A 19,644-nucleotide genomic window follows, 5' to 3' on the forward strand; every position below is an offset into this window, starting at 1 on the left:
AGGACGAACAATCAATGAAACAGGATCTCAAGCTTATCTCCATGAGCGACGTGCAGTCGGAGGAGGTGAAGTGGCTGTGGTATCCTTACATCCCGCTGGGCAAGGTGACCATTATCCAGGGCGACCCCGGCGAGGGCAAGACCACCTTCGTGCTGGCGATGATTGCGCTCCTCACACGGGGCGAGCCGCTGCCGGAGTGTGACGTAGCGGTGGAACCCATGAGCGCAATCTATCAGACAGCGGAGGACGGTCTGGCGGATACCATCAGGCCAAGGCTGGACTCGTTTGGGGCAGACTGTTCCCGCGTGCTGGTCATCGACGAGAGCAGAAAAGAGCTAACGCTCAGTGACGAACGACTGGAGGCAGCCGTTCTTGAAACAGGCGCAAGGCTGATCGTGCTCGACCCGCTGCAGGCCTACCTCGGCAGTGATGTGGATATGCACCGCGCCAACGAGATACGTCCCATCTTCAAACGGCTGTGCGCCACGGCGGAGCGGACTGGCTGCGCGGTCATCCTCATCGGACACATGAACAAGATGCAGGGACAGAAGGCATCCTACGGCTACAAAGCACGCGACGATGACTCTAAACGCTTGGCTGTGGACGAGGAAGCCGCTCCCGTAGTCAGGCACATCTTCGAGCTGTGCGCCGCTGGAAAAGGGCCGAGCCAGATTGCGCGAATCCTAACCGGCGAGCAGACGGTCAATCCATCCAACTACTATTATCAGAAAACGGGCGTGGCTATCACAAATCTGGATACGACCAGACCCTGCACATGGAATCAGGACACGGTAAAGAAAATGCTTTGCAATCCTGTGTATGTTGGACACACGCTGTCCCTGCAAAAGACAACCATCTCCTACAAAAATAAGAAGGCAATTTACAACCCGGAGAGCGAACAGGTGCTGGTCAAAAACACCCATGAGCCACTGATTACGCAGGAGCAATGGGAGATCGTGCAGGAGGTGCGCAGCCACAAGCGCCGAGCACCCAAGCGTATGGAGGAACCCGGATTATTTGCGGGACTTGTCTACTGCGCCGACTGTGGACAGTACATGGTGCTCGCCAGAACGGAGAAAATGAGGGAGGATCAGTATTACTTCCGATGCTCAACTTACGGCAAGCGCGGAAAGACTGCCTGTACGCCGCACCAGATTCGAGAGGTTGATTTGACGCAGGTGGTACTGGATGATCTTCGCCGGGTCACGCACTTCGCACGGCTGAAGGAACGGCAGTTCGCTGCCTACATCAACCAGAAAAACACGCTGGAGCTGCGGCGGGAGATGAACAGTCTGCAAAAGGAACTGGATGCCATGCGCCGCAGGAGCGGTGAGCTGTCATCTCTGTTTAAGCGCCTCTATGAGGATAATGTCTTGGGTCGAGTCACCAACGAACAGTTCCGCATGCTCTCTGCCGATTACAACGCCGAGCAGAAAATGTTGGAAACTGCCATTCCAGAGAAAGAAGCGCGGCTGGAAAAGCTGAAAGCGTCGGCAGCCAATGTAGACGCCTTCATTGACAAGGCGAAGCGGTATACGACCATCGACGAGCTGACCCCGGAGCTGCTACGGCTGTTTATTCAGCGCATTGAGATTGGGGAGCGCTCAGCAAAGCATTCTCGCAGCGCATCGCAGAGTATAAAAATAGTCTACCGCGACATTGGCGCGGTAGACAGTGCAATGGAACCGGAGGAACAGCAGCCGCATATTGCTCCGGCAATTACAAGCAAAGAAGATATTTTTAGATTGTTGGCATAAAACACGGAGGCGGACGGCTTCCGCCGTCCGCCTACCTGCCCGATAATGCCGAGGTGTCACTAATAGTACCTATGAGCATCTACCCGAAAGCCTTCTCTTTTTTTGCCAAAACGATCATGCGCCGAAATAGCGGGCGATCTCTTCCATCCGCGCGGATTGATCGACCTCGAAGGGGCAGCGGCTGTTGCAGTGGCCGCAGTGCAGGCAGGCATCGGCGTGCTTTTCCAGCTTGCGGTAATGGCCCGCGGCCATTTCGTCGCCCGCCCGGGCCAGGTCATAATATTTGTTGATAAGGCCCACATCCAGCCCTGCGGGGCAGGGGGCGCAGTGGTTGCAATAAACACATTTGCCCGCGGCATCCCCGGGCGCGAATGAACCGATGACGGAATAATCTTTTTCGGCGGCGGGGGCCGCGCAGAAGGGCAGCAGACGCCTGAGATCTTCCTGCCCGCGCACACCGGGCAAAACCGTGAGCACGCCCGGTTTATCCAGCGCATATTGCAGGCATTGGAACTCGGTGAGCGCTTTGCCGAAGGGCGAGGTCTTGTCATCCAGAAGCTGGCCGCCCGCAAAGGGCTTCATCACCGAAATGCCTGTGCCTTCGGCTTCGCAGCGGCGGTAAAGGCGGGTGCGCTCTTCGGCGCTGCCGTTGGCATAATCGCCGTGATGGAAATCATAGGCGGGGTTGATGCTGAACATCACCATATCGAGAACGCCGCTGTCGAGAACGGTATGCACCAGCTGCGGCACATGGGAAGAAAGCCCCAGATGGCGCACAACGCCCTGCTTTTGCAGCGCGCGCAGATAATCAAACACGCCGTTTTCGCAATAAGTCTGCCAATCGGGCTGCTGATCCAGACAGTGGATGAAACCATAATCGATATGATCGGTCTTCAGCCGCGCCAGCTGCCAATCGATGGAGCGCTTCACCTCTTCCAGATCGGTTGTCCACCCATAAGCGCCGGTGGTATAGTTGGCGCCGAAGTGGATCTGATAAAACACTTTTTCACGGTCATGCTCAAAAGCTTTGCCGTAATAAGCGAAGCTTTCGGCCGCGCCCGCCGCCAGATCGAAATAATTGATGCCGTTTTCAAAAGCAAAGCGAAGGGTTTCAATGCCCTCGGTTTCGCCGGCGTGGGCAATGGAACTGGCCCCCAGCCCCAAAACACTGATGCGGTCGCCTGTGCGGCGGTTGATGCGATATTCCATAGAAACCTCCCGGTTTTTCAGCTCTGCGGCAAATTTCCGGCTTCAGCGCAAAGTTTTGCCGAATTCATATAAACGGTTCAGCAGCTCTTCCGAGCGGTTTTGCGCGCCGAAGGCTGTGAAAACGCCCAGATCTTCCAGCCCCAGATAGTCGACGAAAGAACTGCGGTAGCTGTAGATCGCGCCCTCATAAACATCATCGCTGCCCGAAGAAAGCATCAGGGCGGTTTTTTTCAGGCAACGCGATCTGCCGGGCGCATAAAGGCGGCTGATGGCGCATTGAAGCTGGCCCGTGAACCCGAAATAATAGACGGGCGAAGCCAGCACCAGCAGCTCGGCTTCTTGGAAAAGCGGATAGACCGCCTGCATATCGTCTTTTTGAATACAGTGGCCTTCGCCTTTGGTGTGGCAGTATTCGCAGCCCAGACAGCCCGCGATCTTTTTTTGGCAGACCGCCACCACAGAAACCTCATGGCCGCTTTCTTCGGCGCCGCGGGTGAAAGCTTCCACCATCGCCGCGGTGTTGCCCCTGGGGCGGGGGCTGCCGTTTAAAACCAGAATCTTCATACAATTGATCCTCCTATCCATAAAATGAATGAACAACGCGTAAGCAGAGAGCGCCTAACAGAAAAAAGAAAGGTGAATCAAGAAAAAATTGTTTTCTCTTTTGATTTTTATGCTATCATCATTTTATAGAAAGAACAAATGCTTATATCAAATATTTACATATGCCTGCAAGCTATAACAAGAAAGCGGCGGGCGGGAAACCCAATGGCCGCTTTGATGCCGAAAACGGAGGGAAAAAGATGGAACTTCGCGTTTTGAATTATTTTTTGGCGGTGGTGAGAGAGGGCACGATCTCGGGCGCGGCCGAGCGGCTGCATATTTCTCAGCCGACCCTGTCGCGCCAGCTGAGCGAGCTGGAAGAAGAACTGGGCAAACCGCTTTTTCTGCGCGGCAACCGCAGGATCAGCCTGACGGAAGAGGGCATGCTTTTTTGCCGGCGGGCCCGCGAGATCAGCGATCTTGCCGAAAAAACCGTTGACGATATCCAGAACGCCGAAAACATGGTGGGGGGAACCGTCTATATCGGCGGCGGAGAAACGGAAGCCATGCGTCTGCCGGCGGCGGTATGCAAAAAGCTGATGCTGAAATATCCCGATATCCGATTTTCGCTGTATAGCGGCGATGCCGACGATGTGGCCGAGCGGCTGGAAAAGGGCCTGCTGGATTTTGGCGTCTTTGTGGAGCCTGCCGATTTGAAAAAATATGACGGGCTGCGCCTGCCGCAGGAAGACACCTGGGGCATTCTGATGCGGAAAGACAGCCCTCTGGCCCGGATGGAAAGCATTCGCCCCGCCGATCTTCAAGATCTTCCGCTGCTTTGTTCCCAGCGGGCGCTGGTGAAAAACGAGCTGGCCCAGTGGATGAAAAGCGATTATGGAAAATTGAAGGTCGCCGCCAATTATAACCTGATCTATAACGCCGCGCTGATGGTGGAGGAAGGCGTGGGATATGCCTTTTGTCTGGATAAGCTGGTGAACACCGGCGGCGAAAGCAAGCTTTGCTTCAGGCCGCTGGAACCGCGCCTGCGGGCAAATTTAGATCTGGTTTGGAAGAAACACCGCGTGCTTTCCCGCGCGGCGCAGGCGTTTTTGGAAGCGCTGAAAGAGGAATTGGCGTCGGCATAAGCGGCCCCGCGCAAAAACGGCAAAAAGCCGCCGCGGATGCTTTCCGCGGCGGCTCATCAATCGTATGAACGGGCAAGGGCAAAAAACGGTCAGTTGCCGGCGTGTTTTTTCATGGCCTCGAAAGAAGTGTCGCTGATGACATGCTCCATTTTGCAGGCGTCTTCCGCGGCGGTTTGCTCATCCACCCCCAATTTCATCAGAAACGCGGTGAGGAAGTGGTGGCGTTCATAAATTTTAGAAGCGACTTCGCGGCCGCTTTCTGTCAAAGAAAGAAACCCGCCGGGGTCGGTGGTCACATAACCGCCTTCTTTCAAAAGCCCCAGCGCGCGGCTGACGCTGGGCTTTGAAAAGCCCATATACTCGCCCACATCGATGGCCCGCACAGCGCTTTGCTGCTGAAGCAGAATATAGATCGTTTCAAGATACATCTCTCCCGATTCCTGCAAATGCATCCGTCAAACCTCCTTTTCGGCAAAGCGCCGCGGGTTCCCGCGGCGCGCCGCTTGCGATCATTCTTTAAAATTACCCTTAGAATAGCATAGAACGGGCTTTTTTTCAAGCGAGGGAATAACCCTTGGCGCAGAACTTTGCTGCCCCGAAAAAGCGGGAGGAACAGCGGGCGGCGGCTTTTTGAGCTTCTGGCTCTTGCCTTTTGGGCCGCCAAAGGCCCGCTTTTCATTTGGGGGGCCGCGTGCTATAATAAAGAAACGATGATTTTTGATCGGATGACCCGACACCGCGGGCGCGGCGGCGGGAAAAAACAGGCAGAAACGGGGAGAGAGGCGAAAGTATGTATCAGCCGCTTGCAGATCAGATCCGCCCCCTGACACTGGATGATGTGGTGGGGCAGCGCCATCTGATCGGCGAAAACGGAATTTTGAGGCGCATCATCGAAAGCGGAGAAATTCCGAATATGATTTTTTACGGCCCTTCGGGCATCGGCAAAACCACGCTTGCGGGCATTATCGCCGCCCAGACCAAGCGAAAGCTTTATCGGCTCAACGCCACCACGGCCTCGCTGAATGATGTCAAGGCCATCGTGGATGAACTGGATACTTTTCTGGCGCCCCAGGGGGTGCTGTTATATCTGGATGAGATCCAGTATTTCAACAAAAAGCAGCAGCAGTCGCTGTTGGAATTCATCGAAAACGGCAAGATCACGCTGATCGCTTCCACCACCGAAAACCCCTATTTCTATGTCTATAACGCGATCTTAAGCCGATCTACCGTGTTCGAATTCAAACCCATCACCCAGGAAGATGTGGCGCGGGCGGTCAGGCGCGGGTTCACCCTTTGCGCCCACCAGAGAAAGGCCAAGATCACGCTGGAAGAAGGCGTGGTGGAGCATATCGCTACGGCCTGCGGCGGGGATGTGCGCAAATCCATCAACGCGGTAGAGCTGCTTTGCAGCGCTTCCACCCGCGAAAACGGCGATATTTTCGTCACTTTGGAAGATACCAGAGCGGTGACCCAAAGCTCGGCCATGAAATATGACCGCGACGGCGACAGCCACTATGATATTCTTTCGGCTTTTCATAAATCGCTGCGCGGTTCCGATCCCAACGCCGCGCTTTATTATCTGGCGCGGCTTCTGGCGGGGGGCGACATCCCTTCCTGCGCCCGCAGGATGCTGGCCTGCGTCAGCGAAGATGTGGGCATGGCTTATCCGCAGGCGGCGGCCATCGTGAAAGCCTGTGTGGATTCTGCGCTGCAGCTGGGGCTGCCCGAAGCGCGGCTGCCGCTGGCGCAGGCGGCGCTGGTGATCGCCACCGCGCCCAAATCCAATTCGGTGGTGATGGCCATTGATGCGGCCATGGCCGAGGTGGAAAACAGCAACTATGATGTGCCCGATCATTTGAAAGATACCCATTACGGCGGCGCGCAAAAATTGGGCCGCGGGCTGACTTATCAATATCCCCACAATTTCCCGGGGAACTATATCCCCCAGCAATATCTGCCCGATCAGCTGAAAGACCGCGTTTATTATCAGGAGGGCAGCAATAAGATCGAACAGCAAAATAAAGAATATTGGCGCAAACTGAAAGAAACCGTGCAAAAATCGAAATAGCGCGGCGGAAAGGAAACGAATGGAACAGATCACGGCATCTTCGCTTTGGCAAAAAGATCAGGAAAGCAGCGTTTTTTATGGAAAGCCGCAGGGCTTTTGGGCATCGGTGCATCCCGCGGGCATGGGGAAGCTGACCCTCGCTTTCGCTTCTGACCCTTGCCCCACCCCCGAAGAGATCCAACGCTGCTTTGAAGAATTGGGGGCAGACGGCCTTTCTTATCACTTATCTCCGCGGGAAAATGCACCGCATTCAATACAAATAGTATTGAAATATAAAAATATTACAAAGAAGAAAGAAGCCATCCATGACGGCAAGCTGTTTTTAGAAAAACTGGCGGCTTGCGCGCAGGAAACGGCAAAACAGCCCTGCTGTGAGCAATGCGGCGCGAAAACCGGCCCGGGGTTTTATCTGCGGGGCGAGCGCGGGCAAAGCTTATGCGCCCTTTGCGCCGAAAAAGAAAACGCCGAAGCGGAACAGGCGGCCCAAAAACATCGGCGCGGCAACTGGGTGGCGGCGGTCAGCGCGGCGCTGCTGGGCGCGATGGCGGGTTCGGCGCTTTGGATCTTCACCAACCAGTGGGGGCTTCTGGCGGGCATCACGGGGTTTGCCATGGCGTTTCTGGTGATGAAGGCCTTTGCTTTTGGCGGCGGCAAATTCCACACGGGGGGCATTTTTTTCTGCACCGCGCTTTCTGTTTTGGCGCTGGCCGCATCCGAAGCGGTTTGTTTGGGTCACAGCATCTTTTTGGCCTTCGGCGCCGAAGGATATCCCTTTTGGGATTGCGTGAAGGCTGTGCCGGTGTTTTTGCAATTCCCCGAGATCCGCGCCGGCGTTTTGGGCAAAATGGCGGTGGGCTATCTGTTCATGGCGGCAGGCAGCTTCGCGGCTCTGCGCGGCATGACCCAGAAAGAGCTTGCGGCCCGCGGGCTGGTTTGTCTTGAACCCGCCGAAGCGGCGCAGCCCATGGATGACGAAGCGAAAACAGAAGAAGAACCTCTGAGCGGCGCGCCTGAAACGGCGGAAGAAACCGAAGCGGATGACGAAAAAAACCGCTGAGACTTTTCAAACCGCGCCGGTGCTTTTGCAGAGGCAGACGACTTTTTACAAAAAGCGGCCGACAAGAACGAATGTTCTTGCCGGCCGCTTTCTGTTTTTATGATGTGAAAGCTTTTTTCAAAAGCCGCGTGATTATTCGGCCAGATAGGCGCGGATAAGATCGAAGGTGGCGGCGACGCCCTGCTGATGGGAGCGTTCATAGCCATGGGAAGCATAGACGCCAGGCCCGATGGTCAGGTGGCGGGCGTCATAGCCTGCGCTCAGGCTGCCTTCCACATCGGAACCATAGCGGTAGTAAGTATCCACGGCATAATCCACTTGCTCTTTCATGCCGGCTTTCACCACTTCTTTGAGCAATTCATAATGATAGGGGCCTTTGGAATCTTTGGCGCAGATGGAAACCTTGGTTTCACGGCCGGTCTGGAATTCGCCCACGCAGCCCATATCCACCGCGATGATATCATGCGCTTCGGCGGGGAAAAGGGTGGCGCCGCCTGTGCCGATCTCTTCATAAACGGAGAAATGCAGCCACACGGCGCGGTTGAGGGCGATTTTTTCTTCTTTCACATATTTGGCATAACCCAGCAGGATGGCGGCGCAGAGCTTATCATCCAAAAAGCGGCTTTTGATGAAGCCCGAAGGGGTCACCACCGTGCGGGGATCCAAAGCGATAAAATCGCCCACTTCGATGCCCAGCTTGCGAACCTCTTCATCCGTTTTCACCAGTTCATCCAAAACGACTTCGATGTTTTCATCAAAGCTGCGGGGGTCGTTCACATGGGCGTTCACATGGGAAGAAGCGTTTTCGATCTGGATGGTGCCCGAATATTCGCCGCTGAATTTGGTGATAACGGTCACATTGCTGGTTTCCACATTGTTGGGGTTCAGCCCGCCGATGGGGGAGATCATCAAAGTGCCTTCGGGTTTGATCCAGCGCACCACGGCGCCCAGGGTGTCGCAATGGGCCGTGAGCGTGACGGGGTTGCCTTCGCCGCCCAGATGCACGGCTACGCCGCCGCGGCGGGGGCCTGTGGTTTCGGGATAGCCCAGACGGCCCAGTTCTTCGCGCAGATAGGCCTGCACCTGCTGGTTATAGCCGGTGGGGCTGGGGATGGCGATGAGTTTTTGCGTTTGTTCCATAACATAATCGAGATATTTCTTTTCCATGGGGAAAACCCTCCTTAATTTATATTGCCCCGCAGCGACGAAAGGGAAGAGGCCACATCCAGATCAAAGCCCTGCATATCGGGGATCGTGCCCAATCGCCAGAAAGAAACGCCGCCCAGCCCGAACAAACGGGCCAGTTCGCATTTTGCCTTGATACTGCGGGAATTTTCATACCAAACCACATTGGTGGTGCCATCGGAAGCATCATAATAGGATAAATAGGGGCTCTGGTATTCTTCATTATAATAGGGCTTTGAATCGCCCTTTGCAAGCCTTGAAGCGATGGAAGCATAATCGCTCTGCTTTACGGCATCGTGGCTCACGCGGCCGTTCACGATCTCCCAGCGGGCGGTTCCGAAAGAAAGCGCCAGCAAAATTTTGCTGCGGTCGCGCACGCCGGTCTGCGTGTCGGTGATCTGTTCCAGCGAGCGGTAAACATCGCCGATGGAAGCGATGGGGGTCTCGGGCAGCTGGGTGTTTTTCATGGAATCGGGCATGGTGGTGATCTCATAATCGTGAGCCATCAAGATCACCTTGTCACATACCTCGCCGATGGCGCGGTAATCGTAGCCGCGGTAATAGTCTTTGGGCGGCACCGCGCAATAAAGCAGCTTGCCCGCGGGCAGGGCGTTGCGCAGCTGCTGCAAAAAAGCGGTGAACGGCGCGCGATAACCTTCGGAAACGAAGCCTTCAAAATCGATGGTCACGCCATCAAAGCCTTTTTCGCCGACAGCGGCCGCAAGGGCGGCCACGGCCTGGGCGCGGGCGCTTTCAGAAGTGAGCAGGGCAGTGGCCTGGGGCTGTGTGCCGCCGCTGACCGTCGCCGAGGTATCCATATAAACCCCTAACAGCAGGGGCGAACCGTTTTGACGGGCCAAAGCGAAAACCTGTTCGGAACCCGAGGGCACCGCCCAGCTGTTGCCGCCGGCGGAAGTGGTGTTGAGCAAGGCGCTGCCGCCGCTGTATTCCATGCGCGCCCAGCCTGCGCTCACGGTATCCATCGAAGCCATCAGCCCCCGCTGCTGCCAGCTGGAAATGGCATAAAACGCGTGAAAATCCCCAAGCCGGCCCTGGGTGCGCCGGTAAAAGCGCATCATCATGGCGGCCGCCTGTTCGCGGGTGGCCACCCCGGCGGGCTGGAACTGGGTGGGCAGCTGGGAACTCATGCCGTTGATGATGCCGAAATCATAAGCCATGCGGATGGCCCCGAAATCGGCATCGCTTTTGGGCACATCGGTGAAGGGCGAAGAAGCGCTCTGCCCGGCCGCCTGCCGGGCCAGATTCACGCCCTGCGCGCTGCAGGCGCGGGAAAGCATCACCGCCAGCTCGCGGCGGGTGATGGCGTCGCCGGGGCGGAAATTTCCGCCTGCATCCACCACGCCGTGCTCCACCGCCGCGGCGATGGCCGAAGCGGCATAATGGCTTTGGGGAACATCGGCAAAGCCGGAAGAAGAAGAGGCGGTCTGCCAGCCCAAAAGGCGGGCCAGCATCAGCACAAGGTCACAGCGGCGAAAAGTCATGCCGAGGCCGTATTGGCCCCCGCCGATGCCGGTGACAATGCCCATCTGCCGCAGCGAGAGGATATCCTGATAGGCATAGCTGCTTTGGGGAACATCTGAAAACTGGTCTGCCGCGCGGCTTCGGGGCATCAGCGGCAGGCAAAGCCCCACCGCCAGCAAAAGGCAGACGGCGCGGCGCATGGATCGATTCATAAAAACAACTCCTTATAAAAGACGGCGGGCGGAAAAGCTCATTCTTCAAGCAGATAGCGCTCTAAAAAAAGCTTGCCCGTGGCGGTTTTGAAATAGGCGTCGCGCACCTGCTCGATCTGCTGGCGGGGCGCGTTTTTCTCTTTTAAATTCACCAGAAAATCGGCTTCCACCAAGATCTGAAGGTCGATATCCCGGATGTTTTCATAGGAATGGTGATGGGCGATCAGCCAGCAGACACGCTCGATGAACGGGCGGTCGCTGTAACCCAGCCGTTCCAGCAGCGCGCGGGCGGCTTCGGCCCCCAGTTCTTCCTGCCGGGCGGGGGTGCATTCGCCAAAGCGTTCCAAGGCGGCGCGGATGCCGATATCATGGGTGATGCCCGCCGTTTCCACAATATTTAAGGTGACGGAGCTGAGCTGTTCGCGGGCGCCGATGGCTTTGGCAAAGCCATAGACCTTTAAAAAGTGATCGATGCGCTGCGGGCATCCCGCTTCATAGGCGATCATTTCGCCGATCAATAAACCGTTTTTCATGGTGCTTCCTCCTGCATGCGGGCGGTCTTTGCGACCGAAGCAAATTATGTTATCTTTTTAACAGTATAGCGCATTTTCGGGAAAAAGGAAGCGCTTTTCGCCAAAGCGGGGCATCCGCTCTGCAATTTCTATTCTGACTATATCATATATTTTCCAAAAACGCACCCCCTGTCGGAAAGAAGCGTGAAAAAGAAAAACGGCGGAAAGAACGAATCTTTCCGCCGTTTGATCTGAAAAAAGCCTTATTTCGCGTAAGCTTTCAAAATGTTGAGAATCAGCTCGGTGACCTGATCCATATGGTTGATGCTGACGAATTCGAAACGGCCGTGGGCGTTGGCGTCGCCTGTGCAGAGGTTGGGGCAGGGCAGACCTTTATAGGTCAGTTGGGCGCCGTCTGTGCCGCCGCGGATGGGTTCGACCTTGGGTTCGATGCCCATTTTCTTCATTTCATCCAGCACTGTCTGCACCAGATGGAACTTAGGCTCGATGAGATCACGCATATTCAGATACATATCGGTGGTTTCCACCTTCACGGTGCCCGCGCCGTATTTCTGGTTGAGGAAAGCGGCCACATGATCCATCATTTCTTTTTTCAAAGCGAATTTTTTGGCGTCGTGGTCGCGCAGCATATAATGCATGCTGGCTTTTTCAACATTGCTTTCCATGGCGTGCAGGAAATAGAAGCCTTCATAGTTTTCGGTATATTCGGGCTTCTGCTCCTGGGGCAGCAGGGCGTTGAATTCCATGGCGATGTAGCTGGCGTTCTTCATCTGGTTCTTGGCGGAACCGGGATGGATGCTCTTGCCGCTGACGGTCACTTCGGATTTCGCGGCGTTGAAGTTTTCATAGTTGACGCCGCCCAGCAGGCCGCCGTCTACGGTATAGGCAAAATCGGCGTCGAAATGCTTCACATCGAAATGGGCGGGGCCGCGGCCGATCTCTTCATCGGGGGTGAAGGCGATCTTCACGGCGCCGTGGCGGATGGAAGGATCGCTCATCAGGCGCTCGGCGGCGGTGAGGATCTCGGCAATGCCGGCTTTATTGTCGCCGCCCAGCAGGGTCAGGCCGTTGGTCACGATCAGGTCGTCGCCCACAACGGCTTTCAAAGCGGGGAATTCGGCGGGGCTCATGACGATGTTTTCTTTTTCGTTGAGCAGAATGTCGCCGCCGTCATATGCTTTCACGATGCGGGGGTCTTCACAGGGGGGCGCGTCATCCACCACATCCATGTGGGCCAAAAAGCCGATCTTGGGGGCCTTTTCACAGCCCGGGGCGGCGGGGATGGAACCATAGACATAGCCGAAATCATCCATGTGGGCGTCTTTGATGCCGATGGCCAGCATCTCTTTCACCAGATCCGCGCCCAGCACTTTCTGCCCCGGTGTAGAGGGAACGGTGGCGGAAGCGGCGCAGGCGGCCGTATCATATTTCACATAGTTGAGCAGCTTTTCATAAGCTTTTGTCATAAAAATCTCTTCTTTCTTCCGAAATTTGGCGGGCGGCCCAAAGGGCCGATGGCCTGTCGCCTTTATCATAGCATACGAAAGGTAAGGTCGCAAACATTCCGCGGGCCGCCGCCGAAAGATTGTGCAAATAGAACGCGGCGCGGGGGCGAAATTGTGAAAACTGACAAAAAAACGAAAGGGAAAGAATGAAAAAACTTCGCGAATCAAAAATTTGCACAAGAATGAATCGAAAGTAACAAAATTGTGAATTTTTCCATTGTAATTTGTCGCTTTGCGCGATAGAATAAAAGTAACCGCGAAGCGGAAATGCCCGAAAACCTGAAAATGCGTTCCCGGGCGTTTTTTATTTTTTAAAATGATGATGGAGGGAAACACACATGGCGAAAAAACTTCTGGCTTTTGTGCTGGCCTGCTGCATGATTTTTACTCTGGCTGCCTGCAATAAGAGCGACACCACCGCTAAAGACGACGGCGCCAAAGGCGATGCAAAAGAAGAGGGCAGCAAAAAGCTGACCGTGGATGACCTGAAAGTGGGCTTTATCTACATCGGTTCCAAAACCGACGGCGGTTATTCTCAGGCCCATGACAAGGGCCGTCTGGCTCTGGAAGAAAAACTGGGCGTCAAGACCATTGCTTTGGAAAATGTGCCCGAAAACGCTTCCGATGCCGAAAAAGCCATCCGCGACCTGATCGATCAGGGCTGCAATGTGATCTATGCCAACAGCTTCAATTATGAAGATTCCATGCTGAAAGTGGCAAAAGAATATCCCGACCTTTATTTCGGCCACGCCACCGGCATTTCTCAGATCACCGGCAAGGGTGTTGAAAACCTGACAAACTATATGGGCCGCATCTACGAGCCCCGTTATCTTTCCGGCATTGCCGCCGGCATGAAGACCACCGCCAAGAAAATCGGCTATGTGGCCGCTTTCCCCACCGCGGAAGTCATCCGCGGCATCAACGCTTTCACACTGGGCGTTCGCAGCGTCAGCCCCGAAACCACCGTGGAAGTGCTGTGGATCAACTCTTGGTATGACCCCGCTCAGGAACGCGCAGCGGCCGACGAGCTGCTCAACCGCGGCTGTGATGTGATCGCTCAGCATTGCGACACCACCGGCCCCCAGGTTGCCGCCCAGGAAAAGGGCGCTTTCGCCGTGGGTTACAACTCTCCCTCTAAAGACGCGGCCCCCAAGGCTTATCTGACAGCGCCTTTGTTCAACTGGGGCGAATATTATATCAGCGATGTGCAGAGCATCCTCGACGGCAACCGCAAAAGCGGCCTGTGGTGGGAAGGCATGGCTTCCGGCGCGGTAGAGCTGGATGCCCTCAGCGATAACTGCGCACCCGGCACAGCCGAAAAAGTGGAAGAAGCAAAACAGAAGATCATCAGCGGCGATTTCTTCGTGTTCCAGGGCCCCATCAAAGATAACGAGGGCAAAGAACGCGTGAAGGCCGGCGAGCGCATGAGCGATAAAGATATGTATTTGAACTTTGACTGGTTTGTCGAAGGCGTTATCGGTAACGCCAGCGGCAAATAAAGCTTTAGCAGATTCTGAATGGCCGAGGCCGCAAAATCGTTTGCGGCCCCGGCCTTTGGGCTTTCCCGCAGAAACAGAGAGGAGCTATTATGGCGGATTCTACCATAAAACTGACCGATATTACAAAAACCTTTGGCAGCGTGGTCGCCAATAATCATGTAAATTTAGAGGTCGAGCGCGGCGAGATCCACGCGCTTCTGGGCGAAAACGGTTCCGGCAAATCCACTTTGATGAACATGCTTTCGGGCATCTATTCCCCCGACAGCGGCAGCATCGAGATCGATGGAAAGCCCTGCCGTTTCCGCAGCCCGAAGGATGCCATCGACGCAGGTGTCGGCATGGTGCATCAGCATTTTAAGCTGGTGGAAGTTCTCAGCGCAAAAGATAATATCCTGCTTGGGCGGGCAAAATCTGTCTTTTCCGGCGGGAAGGCCTTATCCGACCGCATTTTTGAAACCGGCAAAAAATACGGCCTGTTCATCAACCCCGATAAAAAGGTCTATTCGATGTCGGTGGGCGAAAAGCAGACAGTGGAAATTTTGAAAATGCTGTATCACGGCGCCACCACCCTTATTTTGGATGAACCCACCGCCGTTTTGACCCCGCAGGAGATCAAAACGCTGTTCGATATTTTAAGAAAAATGCGCGACGACGGCTGCGCCATCATCATCATCACCCATAAGATGAACGAAGTGATGGAAATTTCAGACAGGGTAACGGTCATGCGCCGGGGCGAAAGCATCGCCACCGTGAAAACCGCCGAAACCACCCCCCAGCAGCTGACGGAAATGATGGTGGGCCGCCCCATCCGTTTAGAGATCAAGCGCGCCGAATATGAAGGTGAAGAAGAGACTCTTTTGCGCGTGGAACACCTGACCGCCCACGACGCGGCCGGGCTTTATACCTTAAACGATGTGTCGTTCACCCTGCATAAAGGCGAGATCCTCGGCGTTGCGGGCATTTCGGGCAACGGGCAGAAAGAGCTTTGCGAGATCATCGCCGGCCTTGAAAAAAGCGACAGCGGCGCGATCGAATATAATGGCGAAAACATCATCGGCCTGGGGCCCCGCGAGATCATCCAAAAAGGCATCAGCATGAGCTTCATCCCCGAAGACCGCCTGGGCATGGGCCTTGTGGCGGGCATGGATATCGTTGACAATGTGCTGCTGAAAAGCTATCGCGCCGGCAAAGGTATTTTTGTCGATCGCGCCGCGGGCACAAAGCTTGCCGAGCGGCTGGTGAAAGAATTCGATGTGAGCACGCCTTCCGTGCATCATGTGGTGCGCAAGCTTTCGGGCGGCAATATCCAGAAAGTGCTGCTGGGCCGCGAGATCGATCAGAACCCCCAGCTGCTGATTACGGCATACCCTGTACGCGGGCTGGATATCGGCGCTTCTTATAACATTTATGATGTTCTGGGCAAAGAAAAAAGCAAAGGCGTCGGCATTTTATACATCGGCGAAGATCTGGATGTGCTGCTGGAGCTTTGCGACCGCATCATGGTGCTGCATGACCGCAAGGTGATGGGCATTGTTGACGCGGAAACCACCACCAAAGAACAGCTTGGCCTGATGATGCTGGGCGAAAAGGGGGCGCAACAGGATGAAGATCGTTAAAAAAACAGAACTCAACCCGGGCAAAGCTGCGCTTTACCGCATTTTGGCCGTGTTGGCGGCGCTGCTTTGCGCCGCACTCATCATGCTTTGCATGGGCTTCAACCCCCTCACCATTTTCGGCAAGCTGATCGAAGGTTCGGTGATGTCGCCCTATCGTTTCCGCGAGACCATCAACAAGGCGATTCCGCTGGTGGTGCTCTCTTTGGGCATCTGCATCGCGTTCCGCATGAAATTCTGGAACATCGGCGCCGAAGGCCAGCTTTATATGGGCGCGCTGGGTGCTTCTTATGTGGCGCTGTTCGGGCCTGAAATGCCCATGTGGCTCACCCTTTGCTGCATGATGGCGGCTTCGCTGGTGATGGGCGCGCTGTGGTCGCTGATCCCCGCCGCTTTGAAACATTTCACCGGCGCCAGCGAAAGCCTGGTGACGCTGATGATGAACTATATCGCCATCAAATGGGTGTCTTATCTGCAATATGGCCCCTGGCGCGACCCGAAAGCTTCGGGCATGCCGAAAATCGCCATCTTCCCCGACCGGGCGATTTTGCCCAAGGTGATGGGCGTGCATATCGGCTGGATCATCGCGCTGGTTCTGGTGGTGCTCACTTATGTGATGCTGAGATATACCAAGCTGGGCTATGAAATTTCCGTGCTGGGCGAAAGCGTGCAGACGGCGCGTTACGCCGGCATGAACACGGCAAAGGTGCTGCTGATCGCCGTGGGCCTTTCGGGCGCGTTATGTGGCCTTGCGGGCATGATTCAGGCTTCGGCTGTGGAAACTTCGCTTTCCGATCAGCTTTCCGGCGGGCTGGGCTATACCGCCATCATCACCACCTGGCTGTCACAGCTTTCCGCGCCGGTGATCGTGGGCGTGTCGTTCCTGTTCGCCATGCTGCTGCAGGGCGGCGCTTATCTGCAAAGCGCCATGCAGATCCCCGCGGCGGTGGCCGATATTTTACAGGGCGTGATTCTGTTCTTCGTTTTGGGCTGTGAATTTTTCCTGCAATATAAACTCGTTCGCGATAAAAAATAAGGGAGGGCCGCGTTATGAATCAATTTATCCATGCTGCCGAGCTGTTTTTGCAGACTGCGGCTCAAATGGGAACCCCGCTGCTGCTGGCCACCACAGGCGGCATCCTCAGCGAAAAAGTGGGCAATATGAACCTTGGCATCGAGGGCATGATGCTGATGGGCGCCGTGGGCGGTTTCTGGGGCGCCGTGAAAACGGGCAACCCGCTGATCGCGCTTTTGGCCGCGGGCCTCACGGGGCTTTTGGGCGCGCTTTTATATGCGGTGGTCACCATCACCCTGCGCGGCAATCAGGTGGTCACGGGCCTTACGCTGACGATCTTCGGCAGCGGCTTTGCGGCCTTTTTCGGCCAGGAACTGACAGCGGCCACACTGCCCGAAAACATCAAACACGCATTTGCGGCCAAACCCATCCCCGTGCTTTCCGAAATTCCGCTGATCGGCAAAATGTTTTTCGATCAGGGCGTTTATGTTTATCTCGGGGTGATCCTTGCCATTCTGGCGTGGGTCTATCTGCGCAAAACCAACTGGGGCATGAATGCCTGCGCGGTGGGCGAAAACCCCGCGGCGGCTGATGCTTCCGGCATCAATGTCACCTTATATAAATATATCAATGTGCTGGCGGGCGGTTTCCTCTGCGGGCTGGGCGGCGCTTATCTTTCGGTGGTGTTCGTTAAGAACTGGACGGAAGGCATGACCGCGGGCCAGGGCTGGATCGCCGTGGCGCTGATTATTTTCAGCACATGGAACCCCATGAAAGCCATTTTCGGCGCTTATTTCTTCGGCGCGCTGCGCGGTGTGGGCTTTAAGCTTCAGGGCGTAAAAGTGCCTCTGGCCGCGGGCAGCAGCTTCACGGTTTCCGCCCAGCTGCTGGATATGATCCCCTATGTGGTGACGATCATCGCGCTGGTGTTCATCGCCAAACGCAGCAAAAAAGAAAACCAGTCGCCGGCGGCGCTGGGCAACCCCTATTTCCGCGAAGAACGCTGAGCGGGTCTTCATAACGAAAGAAAAAATTTTAAAACCCCTGTGACCCCGCGCGAAAAAGCTTTTTTGCGATTTTGAAAGGTCTTTCGGTTTTGACAGAGGAAAGAGGCATCCGTTTTGGATGCCTCTTTTTTGCCGCCATAGAAAAAGCCCCCGATGCAGAAGCGGCTGCATCGAGGGCCTTTTGTCGGATATCAGAGATCAAAAGATCTCCGGAAAATCGGGCGTGAAAACCGGAAGCAGCAGCGCCCGCCCGGCTTGAAGAAAACGACAGCCGGCGCGAAACGGAGCATGGCCCCGCTTCATGCCGGCTGTCTGCCTGCCGAAAGGTTTTGAGAGAGGACGAAGAGTTTCCCCGCCGGCAGAGGATAGGTTCTGCCGCTGTAATGGCAGAGAAAGCATCGCCGGCCCAAAAGACACGGCTGCGTTTTTCAGAAAGAAGGGCAAAAGGCCGAGAAAAGCTCAATGCCGCGGTTTCGAGCGCACCTGGATCACCGCTTTGATGAGCGCATCCATCACAAGGTTGAGGGGCACTTCGCTTTCACACGCGGCGATGCGCCCCGGAGAAGTGACGACATATTTCGGCGGCAGATGATTCAGCGCCAGGGCCGCGACATCACAGCGGCAGCGGTCGCATTTGCAGGCGTTGAACCGCTGGATGGCGCTGTCTAAATGGCGCAGCACAAGCGATTCCATGATATTCACCGTGGCGATGGTTTTGTTATCGCAGGCTTCAAGGGATCTGCCGAAAAGCTGATTGCGCAGCACAGCCTCGGCGGGCTCTTCCGGTTCGGCATAAGTGCCGAGCGCGGCGTTTGCGGAAAAAGGATTATCGATAAGCGACGGCAGGATCTTTTTGAACATCAGGTCTTTATCTAAATCTTTCTGCGATTTCGCCACTATAAGACCCCCTTTTTCAGCAATTCATCCACAAGCCCCATATAATCCTGAACCGCGTTGTTTTTCGGCGCATAATCGATCATATCGCATTGCAGGGTAGACATTGCTTTGCTGAGCACATTGCTGTGGCGGATATAAGAGCGCAGCAGCGGAATGTTGAGCTGTTCGGCCAGCATTTCCGTGGTTTCTCTCACCGTTTGGCTGAGCCCTTCGCGGGGGTAGAACCGCACCAGAAACATGCCGCCGATGACCACCTTTGGGTTCAGCGCATTTTTGATGCGGCTGATCGTTTCGTGAACCTGGATCACGCCCTGAAGACTGTAACCATCGGCCAGACCGGGGATCAGCACCACATCGGATGCAACCACCGCGTTGGCCGAAAGCAGACCCAGTTCGGGCGGTGAATCCATAACGATATAGTCATATTGAGAAGACACCTGTTTGAGGCAGTCGCTTAAGATGCTTTCACAGCCGGGCCCGGTGAATTCGCGTTCGGCGCTTGTGAGCAGCCCGTTTGCGGGGATGACATCCACCACGGTGCTGCGCTGTATCGCGTCGGCGGTTTTCACGGTATGCTTTAAAACATCATAGATCGTATATTTTTCGCGGCTGTCGGCGCCCAGGCTGAAAGAAAGATAGCCCTGCGGATCGAAATCGATGCATAAAACGCGGCGGCCCTTGTGCTTTAAGCAAACAGCGATCGCGTTTGTTGAGGTGGTTTTGCCGACGCCGCCTTTTTGGTTGATCAAAGAAATGATTTTAGCCATACTTTTTACCTCGGTTTTTCTGCCTTTTCTATCGACACACTGCCATAAAACACGGATGTGTATAATAGACCTTTTTGAGTTATGCCATGCTTTTGAAAAAACGAAACAGTTTTCAAAAAAACAATTCAATTTTTTAAAAATGCTTTCGTT

The 19,644-nt window shown here is 55.2% G+C and carries 17 protein-coding genes; 8 read left to right on the forward strand and 9 right to left on the reverse strand.

The window, feature by feature from the left end; translation table 11 throughout:
• Positions 1-14 precede the first annotated feature (14 nt).
• A complete protein-coding gene (locus ACJA3I_RS03060) occupies positions 15-1,757 on the forward strand; it encodes an AAA family ATPase (protein WP_458863302.1) in 1,743 nt (580 codons plus the stop codon).
• 114 nt (positions 1,758-1,871) lie between these two features.
• Here ACJA3I_RS03060 and ACJA3I_RS03065 read toward each other — a convergent pair whose 3' ends face one another.
• Both ACJA3I_RS03065 and ACJA3I_RS03070 read right to left on the reverse strand, forming a co-directional pair.
• A complete protein-coding gene (locus ACJA3I_RS03065; protein ID WP_458863303.1) occupies positions 1,872-2,966 on the reverse strand; it encodes an aldo/keto reductase in 1,095 nt (364 codons plus the stop codon).
• 42 nt (positions 2,967-3,008) lie between these two features.
• The gene (locus ACJA3I_RS03070; RefSeq protein ID WP_458863304.1) at positions 3,009-3,530 is read right to left on the reverse strand and encodes a flavodoxin family protein; all 522 of its coding nucleotides are present in this window, start codon (positions 3,528-3,530) and stop codon (positions 3,009-3,011) included.
• A 239-nt stretch (positions 3,531-3,769) separates the two neighbouring features.
• On the opposite strand from ACJA3I_RS03070, the gene ACJA3I_RS03075 reads away from it, so the two are divergent.
• Positions 3,770-4,654 carry a LysR family transcriptional regulator gene (locus ACJA3I_RS03075; RefSeq protein WP_458863305.1) on the forward strand — a complete coding sequence of 295 codons (885 nt, stop codon included), beginning with the start codon at positions 3,770-3,772 and terminating at the stop codon, positions 4,652-4,654.
• Positions 4,655-4,743: 89 nt separating this feature from the next.
• Here ACJA3I_RS03075 and ACJA3I_RS03080 read toward each other — a convergent pair whose 3' ends face one another.
• Positions 4,744-5,106: a metal-dependent transcriptional regulator gene (locus ACJA3I_RS03080; protein WP_458863306.1), complete on the reverse strand. Its 363-nt coding sequence runs from the start codon at positions 5,104-5,106 to the stop codon at positions 4,744-4,746.
• A 338-nt stretch (positions 5,107-5,444) separates the two neighbouring features.
• Between ACJA3I_RS03080 and ACJA3I_RS03085 the strand changes: the two genes are divergently transcribed.
• Positions 5,445-6,722: a replication-associated recombination protein A gene (locus ACJA3I_RS03085; protein ID WP_458863307.1), complete on the forward strand. Its 1,278-nt coding sequence runs from the start codon at positions 5,445-5,447 to the stop codon at positions 6,720-6,722.
• 19 nt (positions 6,723-6,741) lie between these two features.
• Positions 6,742-7,779, forward strand: coding sequence for a hypothetical protein (locus ACJA3I_RS03090; RefSeq protein ID WP_458863308.1), 1,038 nt, complete (start codon positions 6,742-6,744; stop codon positions 7,777-7,779).
• Between the two features lie 132 nt (positions 7,780-7,911).
• On the opposite strand, the gene ACJA3I_RS03095 is transcribed toward ACJA3I_RS03090, so the two are convergent.
• The 4 genes from ACJA3I_RS03095 to pepT form a co-directional block, all read right to left on the reverse strand.
• Positions 7,912-8,946, reverse strand: coding sequence for a M42 family metallopeptidase (locus ACJA3I_RS03095; protein WP_458863309.1), 1,035 nt, complete (start codon positions 8,944-8,946; stop codon positions 7,912-7,914).
• Between the two features lie 14 nt (positions 8,947-8,960).
• Complete coding sequence (locus tag ACJA3I_RS03100) at positions 8,961-10,658, reverse strand: glycosyl hydrolase family 18 protein (protein WP_458863310.1); 1,698 nt, start codon at positions 10,656-10,658, stop codon at positions 8,961-8,963.
• A 38-nt stretch (positions 10,659-10,696) separates the two neighbouring features.
• Positions 10,697-11,191, reverse strand: coding sequence for an HD domain-containing protein (locus tag ACJA3I_RS03105; RefSeq protein WP_458863311.1), 495 nt, complete (start codon positions 11,189-11,191; stop codon positions 10,697-10,699).
• Positions 11,192-11,433: 242 nt separating this feature from the next.
• Positions 11,434-12,657 carry a peptidase T gene (gene pepT, locus ACJA3I_RS03110; RefSeq protein WP_458863312.1) on the reverse strand — a complete coding sequence of 408 codons (1,224 nt, stop codon included), beginning with the start codon at positions 12,655-12,657 and terminating at the stop codon, positions 11,434-11,436.
• 377 nt (positions 12,658-13,034) lie between these two features.
• Between pepT and ACJA3I_RS03115 the strand changes: the two genes are divergently transcribed.
• From ACJA3I_RS03115 to ACJA3I_RS03130, 4 genes are all read left to right on the forward strand, one after another.
• Complete coding sequence (locus ACJA3I_RS03115; RefSeq protein ID WP_458863313.1) at positions 13,035-14,195, forward strand: BMP family ABC transporter substrate-binding protein; 1,161 nt, start codon at positions 13,035-13,037, stop codon at positions 14,193-14,195.
• 89 nt (positions 14,196-14,284) lie between these two features.
• Entirely contained in the window at positions 14,285-15,811 is a 1,527-nt protein-coding gene (locus ACJA3I_RS03120) for an ABC transporter ATP-binding protein (RefSeq protein WP_458863314.1), read from the forward strand.
• A complete protein-coding gene (locus ACJA3I_RS03125; protein WP_458863315.1) occupies positions 15,798-16,844 on the forward strand; it encodes an ABC transporter permease in 1,047 nt (348 codons plus the stop codon). Before ACJA3I_RS03120 ends, ACJA3I_RS03125 begins: the two co-directional genes overlap by 14 nt.
• A gap of 14 nt (positions 16,845-16,858) precedes the next feature.
• Positions 16,859-17,830, forward strand: coding sequence for an ABC transporter permease (locus tag ACJA3I_RS03130; RefSeq protein ID WP_458863316.1), 972 nt, complete (start codon positions 16,859-16,861; stop codon positions 17,828-17,830).
• 459 nt (positions 17,831-18,289) lie between these two features.
• On the opposite strand, the gene ACJA3I_RS03135 is transcribed toward ACJA3I_RS03130, so the two are convergent.
• On the reverse strand, positions 18,290-18,727 hold the full coding sequence (locus ACJA3I_RS03135) for a late competence development ComFB family protein (protein WP_458863317.1): 438 nt from the start codon (positions 18,725-18,727) through the stop codon (positions 18,290-18,292).
• Entirely contained in the window at positions 18,727-19,494 is a 768-nt protein-coding gene (locus ACJA3I_RS03140) for a ParA family protein (RefSeq protein WP_458863318.1), read from the reverse strand. The genes ACJA3I_RS03135 and ACJA3I_RS03140 overlap by 1 nt, the downstream gene beginning before the upstream one ends.
• Positions 19,495-19,644: the final 150 nt, after the last annotated feature.

This window comes from Acidaminobacterium chupaoyuni (assembly GCF_047936785.1).
Lineage (GTDB): Bacteria > Bacillota > Clostridia > Oscillospirales > Butyricicoccaceae > Acidaminobacterium > Acidaminobacterium chupaoyuni.